Here is a 20475-nt window from a genome sequence, read left to right as displayed (position 1 = left end):
CGGGTATGGTCTGTGCTCGCCAGATGCCACCACACGCAAACGCACAGGACTTGCCGATGACCGCTCCACAGTGGAAACCCGAAACCATCGCCGTACATGGCGGCTACACGCCCGACCCGACCACGCGTGCGGTCGCGGTGCCGATCTACCAGACCGTCGCCTATGCCTTCGACAACACCCAGCATGGCGCCGACCTGTTCGACCTGAAGGTGCCGGGCAACATCTACACGCGGATCATGAACCCCACGACCGACGTGCTGGAGCAGCGCATCGCCGCGCTCGAAGGCGGCATCGCGGCGCTCGCGCTGGCCTCGGGGCAGGCGGCCGTGACCTATGCGATCCAGACCATCGCCGAGGCTGGCGACAACATCGTGTCGTCGAGTGCGCTCTACGGTGGTACCTACAACCTGTTCGCGCATACCTTCCCGCAGTTCGGCATCCAGACGCGGTTTGCCGACTACCGCGAGCCGGACGCGTTCGCGTCGCTGATCGACGAGAGCACCAAGGCGATCTTCGTCGAGTCGATCGGCAACCCGCGCGGTAACATCACCGACATCGAGGCGGTGGCGAAGATCGCCCACGCCCACGGCATTCCACTGATCGTCGACAACACCGTGGCGTCGCCGTACCTGCTGCGGCCGATCGACTTCGGCGCCGACATCGTCGTGCAGTCGCTGACCAAGTACCTGGGCGGGCACGGCAACAGCATCGGCGGCGCGATCATCGACTCCGGCAAGTTCCCGTGGGCCGAGCACAAGCAGCGCTTCCGTCGCCTCAACGAACCCGATGTCAGCTATCACGGCGTGGTCTACACCGAGGCGCTCGGACCGGCGGCCTACATCGGCCGGGCGCGCGTGGTGCCGTTGCGCAATACCGGTGCGGCGTTGTCGCCGTTCAATGCCTTCCTGATCCTGCAGGGCATCGAAACCCTGCCACTGCGCATGGACCGGATCAACCAGAACACGCTGGCGATCACCCGCTACCTGCAGCAGCACCCGAAGGTCGCGTGGGTCAACTACGCCGGCCTGCCCGACCATCCCGAACATGCATTGGCGCAGAAGTACCTGCGCGGGCAGGGCTCGGGTCTGTTCACCTTCGGCCTGCCCGGCGGGCGCGAGGCGGGGGCGACGTTCCTCGATGCGCTGAAGCTGTTCACGCGCCTGGTCAACATCGGCGATGCCAAGTCGCTGGCGACGCACCCGGCCTCGACGACGCATCGCCAGCTGTCGCCGGAAGAACTGGAGAAGACCGGCGTCAGCATCGACACCGTGCGCCTGTCGATCGGCATCGAGCATATCGACGACCTGATCGCCGATCTCGAACAGGCGCTGGCGCAGGTCTGATCGTCGGCGTCCGCGTGCCATCCCACGGGCTGGCACGCCCATGCGATGCGATTCGATGCGATTCGATTCAATGGGCAGGACGCGATCGCATTCTGCCTGTGTCCAGCGATTGCGGCGTTGTCAGGCGGCGTTCGACGGCGCGGGATCGGCCTCGGTGGCCGGCGGCGGCGGATTGCGCAGGCCGCGGTAGGGTGGGGTGGACATCACCATCTCCGCCAGCGAGAACGCCAGTTCGCGTTCGGCCAGCACCGCACCATCGGCACCGTGCTGCAGCAGGTGGCGGACCTCGCCCTCGCTGTGCGCCCGCGCCAGGACCGAGAGCATCGGATTGATCGCCTTCATGCGTTCGATGGTCTCGCCGGCCTCCAGGGCACGAGGGATCGCGAACACCGCGAGCTTGGCGCGTTCTGGCAGTGCCTCGCGCATCACCGGGCCGGAAGCGACGTTGCCGCGGACTGCCAGCAGGCCTTCCTTGCGTGCCTTGTCGACCAGCTCGCCTTCTTCCTCGACCACGACCACCGGTACGCCGCGTTCCTTCAACAGCAGGGCCAGCTGCCGGCCGACGCGGCCATAGCCGACGATGATGGTGTGGCCATCGACGTCCAGCGGCGGGATTTCCTCGGGCTCCGGGCTTGGCGTCAGCGCGGCTTCGGCGTCGCGTGCGGCTTTCTGTTTGGCCTGCCAACGGTCGAGCAGTCCGAAGATCAACGGGTTGAGCATGATCGAGATCAGCGCGCCGGCCAGCACCAGGTCCTGCTCGTTGGGCGACAGCAGCTTCAACGACACGCCCAGGCCGGCGATGATGAAGGCGAACTCGCCGATCTGCGCCAGGCTGGCCGAGATGGTCAGCGCGGTGGACTTGGAATGACCGAACGCCCGCACGATCAGGAACGCGGCCGCGGACTTGCCGAAGATGATGATGAAGGCGGTCGCGGCCACTTGCAGCGGGCTTTCGACCAGGATGCGCGGGTCGAACAGCATGCCCACCGAGACGAAGAACAGCACGGCGAACGCATCGCGCAGCGGCAGGGAGTCGTTGGCGGCCTTGTGGCTGAATTCCGATTCGTTGAGCAGCATGCCGGCGAAGAAGGCGCCCAGTGCGAAGGAGACGCCGAACAGCATCGCCGAGCCGAATGCGACGCCCAGTGCGATCGCCAGCACCGACAGGGTGAACAGCTCGCGCTGGCCGGTACCTGCGATCGACTCGAGGATCCAGGGGATCACCCGGCGGCCGACCACCAGCATGACGGCGACGAAGGCGCTGACTTTGACCAGGGTCCAGAAGATCGTCAGCGACACCGAGCCGAACGTGGGCGGTTCGGCGCCGGCGTCGTTGATGAAGACTTCGGCCATCACCGGCATCATCACCAGGGCCAGGACGCAGGCCAGGTCTTCGACGATCAGCCAGCCGACCGCGATCTTGCCGCGGGTGGTGTCGAGCAGTCTTCGTTCTTCCATGGCCCGCAGCAGCACGACGGTACTGGCGGTGGCCAGTGAGAAGCCGAAAATGATGCCGTGCAGTGTCGGCCAGCCCATGATCGCGGCCAGTCCCCAGCCCAGGAACGTGGCGACGCCGATCTGCACGATCGCGCCGGGGATGGCGATCGCCTTGACCTCCATGAGGTCGCGCAGCGAGAAGTGGAGGCCGACGCCGAACATCAGCAGCATCACGCCGATCTCGGCGAGCTGGTTGGCGAGCTCCTGGTCGGCGACGAAGCCGGGGGTAAAGGGGCCGACGCAGATGCCTGCGATGAGGTAACCGACCAGCGGTGACAGGCGCAGCCTGTTGGCCAGCGCGCCGAGGACGAAGGCAACGGCAAGGCCAACCGCGATGATGTTGATCAGGTCGGTGTCATGATGCATCGAGGCTCGGAATCTCCGCTTCTGGGGTTGCAGTGTGGCGGATGCGGGAATTCCGGGCAAATCCGATGGGCATGGCGGTCGCCAATGTGCGCGCTCGCACAGAAAATCGCCTTCGCCGGATGTCGTGGATCGCAGGCCTTTCTGTCCGCTGAGACCGACTCACTGGCTTCGGATCCGCAGCGGTGGGTCGGGCTGCGGCTGCTCTTCCCTCCTCGCCGTCGAAGACATCGGCCCATCCGCCATCAGTGCGTCGCCTCGGCCGGGGATTGCGGAGAGCGGGCCATGGATGGCCCGCGGCGGCGAGTCAGCCATGGGTGAGCAGGGCTTGCTTGCGCGGCACTGCCGCGCAGCCCGTGCGAACGCCCGGCGTGCTGCGCCGGGCAGGACCGGGCCGCACAGCGGTACGGGCTGACCGAGCCGAGGAGTAATCCTTGGACGGGGCGATGCAGTTTCCGAAGCCGACCAAGCCAAAAGCCGTTGCCCTTCACTGCGGGAAAAACAGAACTTCAGAGCAGAGAAGCAGGTCCGCTGAACCGGGACTTGCAGCAGCTCGCCGGACTGCGGCTGCTTTTCCCTCGGTCAGGGCATCCTGCCCTGACTCGGGCGCACGCCATCCATGGCGTGCTCGGCGCAGCCTCCGCCCAACCCGCCACTGCCGCGAGCGTTAGGAGTTCGGCGTCGGTAGGCGCTCGACGCATGCCTCGCCGTCGAGGACATCGGCCCATTCGCCATCAGTGCGTCGCCTCGGCCGGGGATTGCGGAAAGCGGTCCATCGGTGGCCCGCGGCGGCGAGTCAGCCATGGGTGAGCATGTGCTGCTTGCGCGGCACCGCCGCGCTGCCCATGCGCGAACGCCCGGCGTGCTTCGTCGGGCCGGACCGGGCCGCACAGCGGCACGGGCTGACCGAGCCGAGGAGTAATCCCTGGACGGGGCGATGCGGCTTCCGAAGCCGAGCAAGCCAAGCCCTTGCCATCAACTCCGGGAAAAGCAGAGCTCAAAAGCAGCAGAAGAGCAGACTCACTGACCCCGGGCTTGCAGCGACGGGTCGGGCTGCGGCTGCTCCTCGCTCGGTCAGGGCATCCTGCCTTGGCTCGGTCGCACGCCATCCATGGCGTGCTTGGCGCAGCATCTGCCCGGCCCGCCACTGCCGCGAGCGTCAGGATCGTGGCATCGAAGGCTATCCATGCAAACCCTGCGGCCGACAAGCGCTTCCGAAGCCGATAACGCCTGTGCATGGCACGACACCAAGACACCAATGGCGGCCCTTTTCTTCCCTTCGGAGAAGAGCAAAAAAAAGCCCCGGTATCGACCGGGGCTTTGGGGATCACTGGCGGCCATTCAGGCCCGCGATGCGGACGCTACCGTGCGCATTACCACTTGTAGTTGATGCGACCGTAGACGAACGCACCGTTGAAGCCGAACGGCGACTGGCTGTTGTACGGGAACTGGTTGCTGTTGGCCAACGCCGGGATCGCGCGCTCCGGATACTCGTTGAGGATGTTGTCCGCGCCCAGCGTCAGCGTCCAGTTCTCGCTGGGACGGAAGCTGGCCGAAGCATCGAGCAGCCACTTCGCGTCGAAGGTCTGATCGTTGGCCGGGTTGGTCAGGTGGCGTGAGGTGTAGGCGCCGTAGCGGGTCGTACCGAGATTGAAGTCCCAGTGTGCCAGGTTCCAGTTGGCGCTCAGGTTGCCCTTCGTGCGCGGGTAACCTTCCTGGATGCGTCCCTGCTCATCGCGGCCGAGGATCGTCTGCGACGAACCGATCGCCGCCAGCTCGGACGGCTGCGGGGCGACGCGGGTGATCTCGGTCTTGTTGTAGTTGTAACCCGCCGTCAGGTTCAGCGTACTGTTGGCCAGCGGGATCGCGTAGCTGCCCACCACATCGATACCGCGGGTGCGGGTATCGATGGCATTGGTGAAGTAACGCACGCTGGTGACGTTGGGATAACCCAGGCGCTGCAGCTCACCGAGCACGGCAGCGTCGTTGAGGTTGGACGACAGCACGATGCGGTCATCGATGCTGATCTGGTAGGCATCGACCGTCACGTACAGGCGGTCGAGCGGCTGCAGCACCAGGCCTAGGCTGTAGGACAGCGAGGTCTCCGGCTTCAACGCTTCCGAACCCAGCGCCTGCGCCACGGCACTGTTGACCGGGAACGTGCCCGACTCGAAGAACGCACCGTTGCTGAAGTTGCTGGTCACGGCCTGGTAGAACTGCTGCGACAGCGCCGGAGCGCGGAAGCCCGTTGCGATGGTGCCGCGCAGGGCCACTTCCGGCGTGAACGCATAACGTGCCGACAGCTTGCCCGAGGTCTCGCTGCCGAAGTCGTCGTAGTCCTCATAACGCACGGCCAGGCCGCCCGAGAACTTGTCCGTGAAGTCGGCTTCCAGGCCCGTGTACACCGCGTAGTTGCTGCGCGAATAGGCGCCGGCATTGATCGGCGCGAAGCCGCCGAAGCCCTGCGCGCCGCCGGGACGGGTGGTGTCGGGCTGCGCGTAGGAGTTGTACTCGCCGGGCGACTGGTTCCACTTCTCTTCGCGGTACTCGGCACCGAACGACCAGGTCACCGGATACGCCAGGCCCCATTCCAGCGCCTTGTTGAAGTCCAGGTTCACCACGTTGTGGGTGTACTCCAGCGCACCGTCATAGAACTGCGTCGGGCTGTTCGCGCCGAGGCTGTAGTTGACCGAGTTGCGGGTGTAGAACTCCAGGTGGTTGTAGCCGTAGTTGTAGCTGACGTCCCAGTTCAGGCCGCCCTCGGTGTTGCCCTTCAGGCCGGCGACCGCGGAACGGTCCTTCGAGATCTGGTTGATCTCGGGCACGTAGCCATTGGGATAGAACTGGCTGATCAGCGCCGCCTGGCTGCTGTGGTTGCGCGAGCGGTAGAACGCGAACGAGGTGATGTCGCGGTTGCTGGCGATCGTGCTGGCGTAGGCCGTGATCTTGTCGGTGAACTGGAATTCGCCGTTGAGCGAGACCGCCCGCGCGTCGACTTCCGGATCGCCGTAGACGAAGGCCACTTCGCCGACGCCGGGATTGTTGCCGCTGTTCGGGCTGGTGCCCTGGTACGGACCGGCGCGGTTGGTCGCGTCCTGGTGGCCGATCTGGCCGGCGACATGCAGGGTGCCGCGGCCGTCGGCGAAGGACACGCCGGTGTCGCCGGAGATCTGGTGCTGCCTGCCGTCGCCGGCGGAGTACTGGCCGAGGTCGACGCTGAGGCTGCCGCCCTGCTCGGAACCCTTCAGCACGACGTTGACAACGCCGGCGATGGCATCGGAACCGTACTGCGCGGACGCGCCGTCACGCAGCACTTCGACGCGCGCGATGGCCGCGATCGGAATGGTGTTGAGGTCGACGGCCGAGGAACCACGGCCGATCGAGCCGTTGACGTTGACCAGCGCCGAAATGTGGCGGCGCTTGCCGTTGACCAGGACCAGCACCTGGTCCGGGGACAGGCCGCGCAGCTGCGCAGGGCGCACGCCGCTGGTGCCGTCGGTCACGGCCGGGCGCGGGAAGTTCAGCGAGGGCAGGGCGCGCGACAGCGCCGTCGCCAGCTCGGTGGAGCCCGTGGCGGTCAGCAGTTCGGGCGTGATGATGTCGATCGGGGACTGCGACTCTGCGACGGTGCGGTCGCTGACGCGGGTGCCGGTGACGATCAGCGTGTCCAGCGTGCGGGTCGAGGCCGGAGACTGGGCCGCGTCCTGCGGCTGGGCGTAGGCGGCGCTGCTGGCGATGACGGCCGCCAGGGCGAGCGAGAGGCGATGGTGCTGCATGGGGACGATCCTTGGAGGGGCTGAAATTTGTTAAGCGCGATTTAACAACTATGTTCTGATCGCGTCAATAAACTTTCTGGCATATCGAAATAATCCCAAAAACAGAACAATTGCTGAACGCTGGGTTTCGCCGCTGGAATGGTCCGGCGCTTGCGGCCCGCCTTGGGCTGGGCCAGCCGACATCCCGCCGCCGCATTGCACGCTTATGGATGGAGGGATCAAGCGCGGGCGGCCGGAGGGCATTCGCGGGTGCCGGCCGCGGACGGGAAAGCGCGGACGACACAACAAGAGCAGGCGATGACTGGCCGTCGCGGGTATCATTCCGGCACCTTGGCGCGGCGCAGTCCGGCTGCTGGCCGAGGTCGCAGGGCCCGCCAAGGCGCTGCCCGCACCCCGAGTTCCTCCTTCCGATATGACCCGTGCCGACCCCGGTGCGGGCCCTGGCTAGAATGCGCACCCGATGATCTCGTTCAAGAATTTCGCCCTCCGTCGCGGCGAACGCCTGCTGCTGTCCGATGTCGACCTGGCTCTGCATGCCGGCATGCGGCTGGGGGTGGTCGGCCGCAACGGCACCGGCAAGTCCAGCCTGTTCGCGGCCGTGCGCGGTGAAGTCGAAGCCGACCGTGGCGACCTCGATATCCCCAATCGCGTGCGCATCGCCAGCATCGCGCAGGAGATGCCGTCCTTGCCGGACCCGGCGATCGAGTTCGTGCTGGGCGGCGACGCCCGCGTCGCGGCCGCGCTGAAGGCCGAGGCCGACGCACTGGCGGCCGAGGACTGGGAAGCGGTCGCCGAAGCCCATCACCTGCTCGAGGAAGTGGGCGGCTACGACGGTACCGCGCGTGCCGGCAAGCTGCTGCATGGCCTGGGCTTCCCGGCCGACACCCACCAGCGTGCGGTGGCGAAGTTCTCCGGTGGCTGGCGCGTGCGCCTGAACCTGGCGCGCGCACTGATGACGCCATCGGACCTTCTGCTGCTCGACGAGCCGACCAACCATCTCGACCTCGACGCTGTACTGTGGCTCGAGCAATGGCTGTTGAAGTACCCAGGCACGCTGCTGCTGATCTCGCATGACCGCGAGTTCCTCGACAACGTCTGCACGCACACCCTGCACCTGCATGGCGGCAAGGCCAAGCTCTACACCGGCGACTACACCTCGTTCGAGCGTCAGCGCTCCGAGCAGTTGCGCCTGCAGCAGATCACCCACGAAAAGTCGCAGGCCGAACGCGCGCACCTGCAGAGCTTCATCGACCGCTTCAAGGCCAGCGCGGCCAAGGCCAAGCAGGCACAGTCGCGCGTCAAGCGGCTGGCCAAGATGGCCGATACCGAAGCCGTCCGCGCCGAGCGCGAGGTGCAGATCGATTTCCCGCAGCCGACCAAGCTGCCGCACGCGCTGCTGCGCATCAATCATGGCACCTGCGGCTATCCGACCCAGGAGGGCGCCGTGGTGATCCTCGACGAGGTCGGTTTCGGGCTCGAGGCCGGCGATCGCATCGGCTTGCTCGGCCCCAACGGCGCCGGCAAGTCGACCCTGGTCAAGACACTGGTCGGCGAACTGCCGCTGCTGTCGGGCGAGCGCTATGCGCATACCGACCTGCGCATCGGCTACTTCGCCCAGCACACCGTCGAGGCGCTGGTGGCCGGCACGTCGCCGATCGACCATCTGCGCGAGATCTCGCCGAATGTCGCGATCCAGGAGTTCCGCAACTTCCTCGGCAAGTGGAGCTTCCCCGGCGACCGCGCATTCGAAAGCATCGATGGCTTCAGCGGTGGCGAGCGCGCGCGCCTGGCCTTGTCGCTGATCGCGTGGCGCCAGCCGAACGTGCTGCTGCTCGACGAACCGACCAACCATCTCGATCTTGAGATGCGCGAGGCCCTGGCCGAAGCGCTCAGCGATTTCCCCGGCGCCATCGTCCTGGTCTCGCACGATCGCCACTTGATCGGCCTGGTCAGCGATACCTTCTGGCGCGTCTCCGACGGCGTGGTCAAGCCCTTCGATGGCGACCTCGACGAATACGCCGCATGGTTGCGCGCACGCGGCAATGCCGGCGAATTGCGCACGCCGCCGGCAAAGCCCATCGCGGCCGCCGTTGCCGTCGACGCTGCACCGGCGCCGGTGCCGTCGAAGGCCGCCAAGATCAATCCGCACAAACTGGGCAAGGCCGAGGCGCGCGTGGCCGAGATCGAACAGGAGCTTGCGGACCTGCTGGCCAAGCTGGCCGATCCTTCGAGCTACCAGGGCGATGCGGGCAAGGTCGCCGCGTTGCAGCGCCAGGAAGCGGCATTGCGCGAGGCGCTGGAAAGCGCCGAGTCGGAACTGCTCGCACTGTACGGCTGAGGTCGACGCGCGCGATCTGTCGACGCAGCCGACATGTCGCGCTGCGTCGCGAGCCGCCTGCGTCCGCGTGCAAGTCCCGTGTCCGGCTTGCAGGGGCATGCCCCCGCGGTTACGGTTGGGGCATGACCTTTCCTCTCCGCCCCCTGCCGTTCGCCGTGCTCGCGTTGACGCTGTCTGCCTGCACGCCCTCCAACGACACCGCAGCCGCGACCGCCACGCCCGCCGTTGCAGATCCGGAAGCCAAGGTGGCCGATGCCGCCGAGGCCGCGCCTGCCGATGCCTTCCTGGCCGCGCTGGCGCAGTATTGCGGACAGGCGTTCGCAGGCCGCATCGTCACCAATGAGCCCGCGTCTCCGGAACCCGACGCCTTCGATGGCAAGCCCCTGCTGATGCATATCCGCGGTTGCGACGACCCGACCCGCGAACTGCGCGTGCCGTTCCACGTCGGCGACAACCATTCGCGGACCTGGATCCTGACCCGTACCGACCATGGCCTGCGGCTCAAGCACGACCACCGTCTCGAAGACGGCAGCGACGATCCGGTGACGATGTACGGCGGCGATACCACCACTGAAGGCACCGCGATCCGCCAGAGCTTCCCGGTCGACGCAGAGTCCATCGCGATGTTCGAGAAGGAAGGCCTCACCGCCTCGGTGAGCAATACCTGGGCGATGGAAGTCGAGCCCGGCAAGCGCTTCCTGTACGAGCTGGCCCGGCCGGGCGGCCGCCTGTTCCAGGTCGAATTCGACCTGACCAGGCCGGTGGACCTGCCGCCGACGCCCTGGGGCTACTGACACCCTGAAGACGCGCCGGTCCGCGCCAGCGCGCCGCGATGGGCCGGGACGTGGGCGCCCCAGAAGGCAAACACTTGATTCATTTCGCCGCAGCCCCACACTGTCGGGCTGAGTCCATCTGATCGTGTCGCCGTCCCCATGCCTATCTATGCCTTCCAGTGTGCCGATTGCGGCCATGCCTTCGACAAGCTGCAGAAGCTGTCCGATCCCGATCCGGCGGCCTGCCCGGCCTGTGGTGCCGCGGCGGTCAAGCGCCAGCTGACCGCGCCGTCGTTCCGGCTGGCCGGCAGCGGCTGGTACGAGACCGATTTCAAGAAGGACGGCGACAAGAAGCGCAACCTGGTCGAGGGCAGCAGCGGCGCCACGGCGACCGATGCCAAGCCTGCGGCCGCCGCCGAGCCGAGCAAGCCGGCCGCTGCGCCTGCCGCCACGCCTGCACCGGCCGCCAGCGCCGACTGAGCGCGCTGACGGGCCACTGGCCCGCCATGCCGTCCTGGCTGGCGCGTCCGCGCGACCAGGTTTGCTCGCGCGTCCCCTGATCCAAGGGGCGCCACTGACGCCGGGCGTGCGCCATCGCAGGACCTGCGCGAGGCCGTTGGCGCCATTGCTTTAAACTACGGCGTTGCCACGCCACCCATGCCATTACCGGCGCCCCGGCCAAGCCGAGCGCCTTGCGGAGTTTCCATGCGTACCCATTTCTGCGGCCGGATCGAAGAATCGATGATCGGCCAGACCGTGACCCTGTGTGGTTGGGCGGATGTCGCCCGTGACCTGGGCGGCCTGTGCTTCATCGACCTGCGCGACCATGAGGGCATCGTCCAGGTCGTGGCCGAACCGTCGTCCGCAGAAGGCAACGCCGCCGTGGTCGCCGCTGCCAGTGCGGTCGGCTACGAGGACTGCCTGCGCGTGACCGGCGAGGTGCGCCGTCGCGAATCGCCGAACGCGAAGATCCCGACGGGCCAGGTCGAAATCGTGGCGACGCGCATCGAAGTGCTCAACAAGGCCGAGCCGCTGCCGTTCCACCACCATGAGAATCCGGGCGAAGAAACCCGCCTGACCTATCGCTACCTCGACCTGCGCAGCCCCGACATGCAGCGCAAGATGCGCACGCGCACCCGGCTGGTCAGTGCGATCCGGCGCTGGCTCGACGCGCGCGATTTCCAGGATATCGAGACCCCGATCCTGACCAAGGCCACGCCCGAGGGCGCGCGCGACTTCCTGGTGCCTGCACGCATGCATCCGGGCGAGTTCTACGCGCTGCCGCAGTCGCCGCAACTGTTCAAGCAGATCCTGATGATGGCGGGCTTCGACCGCTACTACCAGATCGCGCGCTGCTTCCGCGACGAAGCCCTGCGTGCCGACCGCCAGCTCGAGTTCACCCAGCTCGACATGGAGTTCGCCTGGGTGTCGGAGCGCGATGTGCAGGATACCGTCGAGGTCATGATCCGCGATGTCTTCCGCGAAGTCGTCGATGTCGAACTGGCCGCCGAGTTCCCGCGTTTGACCTGGGCCGAGGCGATGCGCCGCTATGGTTCCGACAAGCCCGACCTGCGCATCGCGCTGGAGCTGGTCGACGTCGACGCGCAGGTCAAGGCGTCGGAGTTCAAGGTGTTCACCGACTGGGCCGGTGTCGACGGCGGTCGCGTCTGCGCGCTGACCGTGCCCGGCGGCGCCGCGCTGTCGCGCAAGCAGATCGATGACTACGCCGCGCATGCCGCCAAGTACGGCGCCAAGGGCCTGGCCTACATCAAGCTGTCGGAGACCGGCGACGTCACCTCGCCGATCGCCAAGTTCTTCAGCGATGAGGCTTTCCAGGCGCTGGTCGCGCACGTCGGCGCCAAGCATGGCGATATCGTGTTCTTCGGTGCCGGCAAGTACGCCACCGTCAGCGACTTCATGGGCGCGCTGCGCCTGAAGGCCGGTCGCGACTTCAACCTGGTCGCCGATGCCTGGGCGCCGCTGTGGGTCACCGATTTCCCGATGTTCGAATGGGACGACGAAGGCCAGCGCTACGTGGCCCTGCATCACCCGTTCACCGCGCCCGCGGTCGACGACGAGGGCGACCTGCGCGCCAACGCCGCCACCGCGGTCTCGCGCGGCTATGACATGGTGCTCAACGGCAACGAGATCGGCGGTGGTTCGATCCGCATCCATCGCTCGTCGATGCAGTCGGCGGTGTTCGACCTGCTCGGTATCGGCCGTGAAGAGGCCGAACTGAAGTTCGGCTTCCTGCTCGACGCGCTGAAGTACGGCGCGCCGCCGCACGGTGGCATCGCCTTCGGCATCGACCGCATCGCGGCGCTGATGGCCGGCACGGACTCGATCCGCGACGTCATCGCGTTCCCCAAGACCACTTCGGCGCAGTGCCTGATGACCGGCGCACCGTCGCCGATCCCGGACGCGCAGCTGGCGGAAGTGCATATCCAGGTCCGCCCGAAGCCTGCCTCATCTGCTGCGCAGTGAGTCCCCCACGATTCCGCTGAGCGGAATCGCGGGCCCAGGCGCAGTCCTCCAGATCCCCCGCGGCTCTCGCCGCGCCCCCTTGACTCAAAGGGGGGCTCCACGCCGGAGAGTTCTCGTATGACCGGACAATCCGCTGACGCTGCGTCCAACGTCGTGCCGACGCTCCGCCGCGCCACCGTCGACGATGCGGCCACGCTGTCGCGCCTGGCCGCACAGACGTTCACCGAGACCTTCGGTCACCTGTATCCGCGCGAGGACTTGCAGGCCTTCCTCGACGAGGCCTACGCCATCGACCGGCAGCGTACGATCCTCGCCCATCCCGATTACGCGGTCTGGCTGTTGGAAGCCGACGGTGAGGCGATCGGCCATGCTGCTGCCGGGCCCTGCGGCCTGCCGCATCCCGACGTGGCCGCTGGCGATGGCGAGCTCAAGCGGCTGTATCTGGTGCAGGGCCAGCAGGGCGGTGGCCATGGCAGCCTGCTGATGCAGACGGCGATGGACTGGCTGTTGCGCGATGGCCCGCGCACCTTGTGGGTCGGGGTCTGGTCGGAGAATCTCGGCGCGCAGCGTTTCTACGGACGGTATGGCTTCGACAAGGTCGGCGACTACCTGTTCCCGGTCGGAAGCGTCCGCGATCGCGAGTTCATCCTCAGGCGCGGCGCGCAGGCCTGAGGCCGGGACTCAAGCCGGCACGGCACGCATGCGGACGATCTCGCGGCGTGGCGGCGCACCGAACAGGCGCTTGTATTCGCGGCTGAACTGCGATGGGCTCTCGTAACCGACGCGATGCGCGGCCGTCGTCGCCTCCAGGCCTTCGGCCAGCATCAGCCGGCGCGCCTCGTGCAGGCGCAACTGCTTCTGGAACTGCAGTGGCGACATCGCGGTGACGGCCTTGAACTGGTGGTGCAGCGAGGACGGGCTCATGTGCAGCGACTGCGCCAGCTCCTCGATGCTCAGTGGTCGCGGATAGTCGCGCTTGAGCGCTTCCACCGCGCGCACGATGCGCTGTGAGCGGCTGTCGATCGATGCGACCTCGCGCAGCCGGTGCCCGAGTTGGCCGGTCAGCACCCGGTAGTGGATCTCGCGCAGGGCCATGGGTGCCAGCACCGGAATGTCCTGCGGCGTGTCCAGCAGCCGCAACAGCCGCAGCACCGCATCGAGCAGGGATTCGGTGACGCGGGCGCAGTAGAGGCCGCGGTCGACGCCGTCGCTGGCGATGCCCTCGCAGCCCTCCAGCAACAGTTCCGCGATCTCGCGCGGGTCGACGTCGATGCGCAGTCCGAGGTAGGGCTTCTCGGGGGTGGCCTCGATCACCTGGCTGGCCATCGGCAGGGTCACCGAGATCACCAGGTAGTTCAGCGGGTCGTAGACGTAACTGTCGCCGCCGAGCAGGGTGATCTTGCTGCCCTGCGCCACGAAGCCCAGCCCGGGCTCGTAGATGCCGGGCGAGCACGAGGTCGGAGCACTGGCACGGATCAGCCACAGCGGTCCGATCGCCGTGGCCTGCCGGCCTTCGGCAGGTGCGAATCGGTCAATGCGCTCGACCAGCTCGGCCTGCCGGGCCGCCATCGCAGCGTGGAGGTCGGAGGGGCCTGGAGCGGGGTGCGACATGGGGATCCGTGGGGTCGGGGCAGCCTCGACACTATGCTCGCGGGCTGCCTCATGCAACCATGTTGCAGTGCATGAATTGCAGGATCGGGCAATTTTTGGCTAGCAATGGTCTAGCCGCTCATGGCACCGGCAGCCTAACGTCTGCAGAGCCCCTGACGGTGGCGCGACGCGATCGACCCGAGGGATCCCACCCATGCCCTGCGGGACGCGCCTGCGCTCCAGCGGGGCCGTCGGCGTCCCGGTCTTGCGATGGGGCGTTCCCTGTCTTCCCCCCACCGGGATCCTGCCGTCGATGTGGATCGTCCAGTACGCCCTTTCGCGCCGCTACACCGTCGGCGTGCTCGCCATCCTGATCCTGCTGTTCGGCCTGCAGTCCGCGCGACGGATGCCCACCGACATCCTGCCGGATGTCGGTATCCCCTCGGTCAACCTGATCTGGACCTACAACGGCCTGCCGGCCGCCGAGATGGCGGCCAAGCTGACGTCCTTCTCCGAGATCTCGGTGCTCAACAATGTCGACGACCTGAAAGAGGTGCGTTCGGAAAGCCTCAACGGCATCGGCATCGTGCGTGCCGACTTCCAGCCAGGCGTCAACCTGGAGCGGGCGCTGGCGCAGATGACGGCGGTGTCGCAGACCATCCTGCGGCGCATGCCGCCGGGCAGCTCGCCGCCGCTGGTGGTCCGCAACAACGTCTCCAGCACGCCGGTGCTGCAACTGGTGCTGTCGTCGGACTCGCTCAGCGAAGCCCAGTTGCACGACTACGCGCGCCTGCAGCTGCGTTCGCAGATCCAGTCGATCCCCGGCATCCGCATGAGCCTGCCCTACGGCGGCGCGGCGCGGCAGATCATGGTCGACCTGGATCCGCGCGCGCTGCAGACCTACGGAATCACCCCGGCCCAGGTCACCGGCGCGCTGGAACGCGGCAGTGCGACGCTGCCGTCGGGCACCATCCGCGAGGGCGAGCGCGAAATGCAGATCGCGCTGGAGACCAGTCCTGAAACCGCGAGCGGCTTCCTCGACCTGCCGATCGTGACCCGCGGCAGCAACGTCATCTACGTGCGCGACGTCGCCAGCGTGCGCGATGGCGGTGCGCTGCAGTCCAACATCGCGCGCATGGACGGCGCCAGCGCGGTGTCGGTGGCATTGATCAAGATGGGTGGCGCCTCGGCGGTGGAGATCGTGCGCTCGGTGCGCGAGCGCCTGCCGGAAATCACCGCGTCGGCACCGGCGGGCATGCGCATCGAACCGATCTTCGACCAGTCGGTGTTCGTCGACAACGCCATCGCCTCGATCCGCCACGAGGCGATCCTGGTCGGCCTGCTGGTGGCGCTGGTGGTGCTGGTGTTCATCGGCTCCTGGCGCTCCAGCCTGATCGTGCTGTCGGCGATCCCGCTGGCGCTGCTGGCCTCGGTGGCGATGCTGTACCTGCTGGGCTATACATTCAACGTCATGACGCTGGGCGGACTGGCGCTGGCGATCGGCATCCTGGTCGACAACGCCGTGGTGGACGTGGAAAACACCAATCGCCACATTGCCGAGGGCAAGGACGTGCGTACGGCGATCGTCGACAGCGCACGCGAGGTGGTATTTCCCGAGTTCGTCTCCACGATCTCGATCTGCATCGTGCTGACGCCGATCCTGCTGATGACCGGCCTGTCGGCCTGGGTGTTCACGCCGCTGGCGCTGGCGGTGATCTTCGCGATGGCGACGTCGTTCCTGCTGTCGCGCACCCTGATCCCGGTGCTGTGCTATCTGATGCTGCCGGCCGACATCCGCAGCCGCGAGCAGCCGCGCTGGGCCGCCGAACGTTGGCTGCTGGCGGCCAATCACAAGGTCGAACACACGCTCGAATCGGTGCGCGAGCGTCACCATGCGCTGCTGGTCAGGCTGGGCCACCACGGCGGCGTGCTGACGCTGGCCGCGCTGCTGCTGGTCGGCGTCGGCGCGCTGGCGGCGGTATCGCTGGGGCGCGAGTACTTCCCGCATGTCGATGCCGGCCAGATCCGCCTGCAGGTCCGCCTGCCGACCGGCACCCGGCTGGAGCAGACCGCGGACAAGCTCGCCGAGATCCAGCGCGAGATCCGCAGCATCATTCCCGCCGACGAACTGCAGACGATCTACGAACAGATCGGCATTCCCGATGCCGTCAACCTGGCCTGGGTGGACAGCGCGGTGGTCGGCTCGTTCGAGGCCGAGGTGATGGTGCAACTGCGCACGCCGCACGCGTCCAGCGCCGGCTACCTGGCGACGATCCGCGAACGCGTGGCCGAGAAGTTCCCGGACGTGAAACTGTTCGAGCGACCGCCTGATGCCACCAGCCGCACCCTGGCCGGATCGGCGGTCGGCGCGCTGGAAGTGCGCATCAACGGCCGTGATGCCGTCGGCAATCTCGCCATCGCGCGCCAGATCGAGACCCGCCTGCGCGACGTGCACGGCGCAGTCGACGTGATGCTGCGCCAGGTGCTGGACCTGCCCGAGTACCGCATTTCGATCGACCGCACGCGTGCCGCGCAATTGGGCATCAGCGCGCAGGACGCCAGCCGCGCGGTGTTGGCGGTGCTGGGTTCGTCGGGAACGGTCACACCGGTGTTCTGGGTCGAGCAGGCCACCGCCAACGCCTACACCGTGCAGGTGCAGGCCTTGCCGAACGATCTGTCCGGCATCGATACCCTGCTCAATACGCCGCTGCGGGTCGGCGAGGACGGTCGCACGGTGTTGTTGCGCAATATCGCCGTGGCCACGCCGCGCAGCGTGCCGGCCAGCGTCGGCCGCACCATGATGGCGCCCACGGTCAGCGTGCTGGCGAACGTGCAGGGCACCGACCTCGGCTCGGTATACGCCGATCTCAATACCATCGTCGCCGACCTGCAGCCGCAGTTGAAACCGGCCAACCGCATCGAAGTGGTCGGCCAGGCCGGCGAGATGCAGAGCGCCTACGGGGAGCTGGCGGGCGGCCTGCTGATGTCGGCGGTGCTGGTGTTCCTGGTGCTGGTGATCAACTTCCAGTCGTGGGTACAGCCGCTGGTGGCGATGGCAGGCTTGCCGATCGCGATCGCCGGCGCGGCGGTCGGCCTGTTCGTCACCGGGACGCCGCTCAGCGTGCCAGCTCTGATGGGCGTGATGATGGTGATCGGCGTGTCCACCGCCAACAGCGTGCTGGTGACCAGCTTCGCCCGCAACCTGATCGCCGAAGGCCACGACCCGGAACTGGCGGCCTATGAAGCCGCCGCCGTGCGCCTGCGCCCGGTGCTGATGACCGCCAGCGCGATGGTGCTGGGCATCGTGCCGATGGCGCTGGGGCTGGGCGAAGGTGGCGAACAGAACGCACCGCTGGGCCGTGCGGTGATCGGCGGCCTGCTGTTCGGCACGCCGGCGACGCTGGTGCTGGTGCCTTCGGTCCTTGCCGTGCTCGGGCGTCGCGACAAGCGCCATGTCGAGGCTGCCGTTCCTTCCGTCTTTGCCGAGACCGACCGTCCTGGAGCCGCGCCATGAACACACACGCCATCCACCGCCCGCACGGGCGCCTGGTTCACTCTCCTTCTTGCTCTTCTTCTTCCATACGCATGCAGGTCCTGCTGTCGTCGATGGTGCTGGCCGGCCTGTTGGCCGCTTGCAGCCGCGCGCCGGCAGAGCAGCACGACGAGGCCTTGCCGGAAGTCCGCACCGCGCAGGCGAAGGCTGCCGGGGACGCGTTCGAGCTGAGGCTGCCGGCGCGGGCGCTACCCGGCGAGAGCGTGCGCCTGTACGCGCGCACGACCGGCTTCATTTCCGAACGTCGCGTCGATATCGGCGACCGGGTCGAGGCCGGGCAGGTGCTCGCGGTGATCTCGGCACCGGAGACCGACCAGTCGGTGCGCGAGCTGGAAGCCGACGCGACCCAGGCGCGCGCGGAACTCGAACTCGCGCGTGGCAACCACGAACGTGCCTCGACGCTGGTCGCATCGAACCTGATCTCTCGCGAGACCTTCAGCGATCGCGTCGCCGCGCGCGACGCCGCGCAGGCCGCCCTGGGCGCGGCCCAGGCGAGGCTGGCCAGTGCGCGCGACCGCAAGGGCTTCGCCGTCGTGCGCGCACCGTTTGCCGGCGTGATCTCGGCACGCAACATCGAACGCGGCGATCGCGTCGTCGGCGATTCGGCGTCCGCCGCCGAACCCATGTTCGAACTCAACGCGCTGGATCCGCTGCGTATCGTGGTCGACGTGCCGCAGAGCGCGGCGATGCAGGTCCAGCCGGGACTGCGCGCGCAGGTCGGCTTCGCCGAGATCCCCGACCAGTCCTTCGAGGCCGAGGTGGTGCGTTCGGCGCGCAGCATTTCCGGCGATGCCGGCGGCATGCGGGTGGAACTGCAACTGCCCAATCCGGGCGAGCGGATCCCGGCCGGCATGGTCGGCGAAGTGCGCCTGGACGTGCCGCGCGGCGCCGCAGTGGTGACCGTGCCGATCAGCGCCGTGCTGCAGGGGGCCGAGGGCGCCCGGGTCATGCGCTTGGGCGCCGGGACCGTCGTCGAGTACCTGCCGGTCAGGCTGGGCCGCAACCTGGGACAGGAGATGGAGATCCTCGGCGGCCTGAGCGCGGGCGAGACCGTCGTGCTTGCCCCCAATGCCCTGCTGGCGTCCGGCAGCAAGGTCAGGCTCGCGCCGGAAAAAAAGCCGGCCGGGGCCTGAGCCCCTTCCCGCGTTCCCCCCAATGACGCTGGTTTCGACGATCATGGCGGGATGAGACCACCCCGTTTTTTTCGATGACCCGTCGGGTGATCCTGCTGCATGGCATCTGGATGGTGGGCGCGACGATGCGCTGGCTGGCCGAGCGCCTGCGCGAACAGGGCTTCGCGCCCGAGATCTTCGGCTATCACAGCATCCTGGGCGGTCCGCAGGCGGCGATTCCCGATCTGGTCAAGCTGCTGGGGGAGGGCGGACCGGCGCATCTGGTTGGGCACAGCCTCGGCGGCCTGATCGCGGTGCGCGCGCTGGCCGAGCATGCCGACCTGCCGGTGGAGCGCACCGTCTGCCTGGGCTCGCCGCTGTGCGGCAGTGGGGCGGCGGCCAGCCTGGCGCGTTTCTCGCTGTTGCCGCTGTACATGGGACGCAGCGCCGGTGCACTGCTCGACGGCTGCGCTGCCTGGCCGGACCGTTTCGACGTCGGCATGATCGCCGGCCGCGTGCCGCGCGGCCTGGGGGGGCTGCTGGCCCATTTCGAGGAGGAGCACGACGGCACGGTCGCGATCTCCGAGACCCGCCCGCCGGGCCTGCGCGACCACCTGGTCGTCGATGCCAGCCACACCGGGCTGCTGTTCTCCCGCGAAGTGTCCGACCAGACGCTTGCCTTCCTGCGCACGGGCCGTTTCGAACACCAGGACTGAGCGTCAGCGACCAGGCCCGCCCGGCCCATCCGGATCCGTCCGGTCCGCGCCATCCGGCAGGGCGGAGGTCAGTAAGATCGCGGCGCCCCCTCCCCGCGTCGCCGGCCAGCCGTAGCCGTCGCGCTCGGCCCACGGCGGCGAACGCTATAATTGGCGTCCTGTTTCCGGCAAGACGATAGACGCATGGGTCGCGGTCCCTCCATCGAAGCACGCAAGAACGCCACCGACGCCAAGCGCGGCAAGATCTTCACCAAGATCATCCGCGAGATCGGCGTGGCCGCCCGCGCCGGCGGCGGCGACCCCGGCAACAACCCGCGCCTGCGTGCGGCGATCGACAAGGGCCTGGCGTCCAACATGTCCAAGGACGTATTCGAGCGCGCGATCAAGAAGGCGACCGGCGAACTCGAGGGCGTCGAGTACGAAGAGATCCGTTACGAAGGCTACGCGCCCGGCGGCGTCGCGGTGATCGTCGACTGCCTGACCGACAACAAGGTGCGCACCGTGGCCGATGTCCGCCACGCGTTCGGCAAATGCGGCGGCAACCTCGGCACCGATGGCTCGGTCGCCTTCATGTTCAAGCGGCTCGGCGTGCTGAGCTTCGAAGGCGTCGACGAAGACAAGGTCACCGATGCCGCGATCGAGGCCGGTGCGGACGACGTCGTCGTCTATGCCGGGCACAACGCGATCGACGTGCTGACCTCGCCGGATACCTTCGAGGACGTCAAGGCCTCGATGGCCGCGGCCGGCATCCATCCGGGCCATGCCGAAATCACCTTGCGCGCCGACAACGACATCGCGGTCCAAGGCGACACCGCGCTGCAGGTGCGCAAGCTGCTCGACCTGCTGGAAGACCTGGACGACGTGCAGAGCGTGTATTCCAACGCGGACCTGGACGGCGCCTGAGGTGCCGGCAGCCGGGAATCGGCAAGA

13 protein-coding genes are annotated in these 20475 nt (G+C 67.6%); 10 read left to right on the top strand and 3 right to left on the bottom strand.

The window, feature by feature from the left end; translation table 11 throughout:
* Nucleotides 1-56: 56 nt before the first annotated feature.
* Nucleotides 57-1343 (top strand): O-acetylhomoserine aminocarboxypropyltransferase/cysteine synthase family protein, encoded by a 1287-nt coding sequence (locus tag ACYX7E_RS18115; protein WP_462082008.1) that lies wholly within the window; start codon nt 57-59, stop codon nt 1341-1343.
* A 120-nt stretch (nt 1344-1463) separates the two neighbouring features.
* Here ACYX7E_RS18115 and ybaL read toward each other — a convergent pair whose 3' ends face one another.
* Both ybaL and ACYX7E_RS18105 read right to left on the bottom strand, forming a co-directional pair.
* Nucleotides 1464-3206, bottom strand: coding sequence for a YbaL family putative K(+) efflux transporter (gene ybaL, locus ACYX7E_RS18110; RefSeq protein ID WP_462082007.1), 1743 nt, complete (start codon nt 3204-3206; stop codon nt 1464-1466).
* Between the two features lie 1370 nt (nt 3207-4576).
* Nucleotides 4577-6979, bottom strand: coding sequence for a TonB-dependent receptor plug domain-containing protein (locus ACYX7E_RS18105; protein WP_462082006.1), 2403 nt, complete (start codon nt 6977-6979; stop codon nt 4577-4579).
* Nucleotides 6980-7439: 460 nt separating this feature from the next.
* Here ACYX7E_RS18105 and ACYX7E_RS18100 point away from each other — a divergent pair, with 460 nt between their 5' ends.
* From ACYX7E_RS18100 to ACYX7E_RS18080, 5 genes are all read left to right on the top strand, one after another.
* Nucleotides 7440-9317: an ABC-F family ATP-binding cassette domain-containing protein gene (locus tag ACYX7E_RS18100; RefSeq protein ID WP_462082005.1), complete on the top strand. Its 1878-nt coding sequence runs from the start codon at nt 7440-7442 to the stop codon at nt 9315-9317.
* A gap of 122 nt (nt 9318-9439) precedes the next feature.
* The gene (locus tag ACYX7E_RS18095) at nt 9440-10111 is read left to right on the top strand and encodes a hypothetical protein (protein WP_462082004.1); all 672 of its coding nucleotides are present in this window, start codon (nt 9440-9442) and stop codon (nt 10109-10111) included.
* 138 nt (nt 10112-10249) lie between these two features.
* Nucleotides 10250-10570: an FmdB family zinc ribbon protein gene (locus ACYX7E_RS18090; RefSeq protein WP_462082003.1), complete on the top strand. Its 321-nt coding sequence runs from the start codon at nt 10250-10252 to the stop codon at nt 10568-10570.
* A gap of 225 nt (nt 10571-10795) precedes the next feature.
* Nucleotides 10796-12574: an aspartate--tRNA ligase gene (gene aspS, locus ACYX7E_RS18085; RefSeq protein ID WP_462082002.1), complete on the top strand. Its 1779-nt coding sequence runs from the start codon at nt 10796-10798 to the stop codon at nt 12572-12574.
* Nucleotides 12575-12727: 153 nt separating this feature from the next.
* Nucleotides 12728-13246, top strand: coding sequence for an N-acetyltransferase family protein (locus tag ACYX7E_RS18080; RefSeq protein WP_462082026.1), 519 nt, complete (start codon nt 12728-12730; stop codon nt 13244-13246).
* A 9-nt stretch (nt 13247-13255) separates the two neighbouring features.
* Here the strand turns inward: ACYX7E_RS18080 and ACYX7E_RS18075 are convergent, their stop codons facing one another.
* Entirely contained in the window at nt 13256-14185 is a 930-nt protein-coding gene (locus tag ACYX7E_RS18075; RefSeq protein WP_462082001.1) for an AraC family transcriptional regulator, read from the bottom strand.
* Nucleotides 14186-14477: 292 nt separating this feature from the next.
* Here ACYX7E_RS18075 and ACYX7E_RS18070 point away from each other — a divergent pair, with 292 nt between their 5' ends.
* The 4 genes from ACYX7E_RS18070 to ACYX7E_RS18055 all read left to right on the top strand — a co-directional run bounded on the left by ACYX7E_RS18070 (nt 14478) and on the right by ACYX7E_RS18055 (nt 20448).
* The gene (locus ACYX7E_RS18070; RefSeq protein WP_462082000.1) at nt 14478-17678 is read left to right on the top strand and encodes an efflux RND transporter permease subunit; all 3201 of its coding nucleotides are present in this window, start codon (nt 14478-14480) and stop codon (nt 17676-17678) included.
* Nucleotides 17675-18850 carry an efflux RND transporter periplasmic adaptor subunit gene (locus ACYX7E_RS18065; RefSeq protein ID WP_462081999.1) on the top strand — a complete coding sequence of 392 codons (1176 nt, stop codon included), beginning with the start codon at nt 17675-17677 and terminating at the stop codon, nt 18848-18850. The genes ACYX7E_RS18070 and ACYX7E_RS18065 overlap by 4 nt, the downstream gene beginning before the upstream one ends.
* 74 nt (nt 18851-18924) lie before the next feature.
* Nucleotides 18925-19545 carry an alpha/beta fold hydrolase gene (locus ACYX7E_RS18060; protein WP_462081998.1) on the top strand — a complete coding sequence of 207 codons (621 nt, stop codon included), beginning with the start codon at nt 18925-18927 and terminating at the stop codon, nt 19543-19545.
* A gap of 183 nt (nt 19546-19728) precedes the next feature.
* Nucleotides 19729-20448 carry a YebC/PmpR family DNA-binding transcriptional regulator gene (locus ACYX7E_RS18055; RefSeq protein WP_462081997.1) on the top strand — a complete coding sequence of 240 codons (720 nt, stop codon included), beginning with the start codon at nt 19729-19731 and terminating at the stop codon, nt 20446-20448.
* The last annotated feature ends 27 nt before the right edge of the window (nt 20449-20475 follow it).

Source organism: Luteimonas sp. RIT-PG2_3, assembly GCF_054902115.1.
Note: the sequence above shows the minus strand (reverse complement) of the source record. Positions and strands in the feature narration are given on the sequence as shown.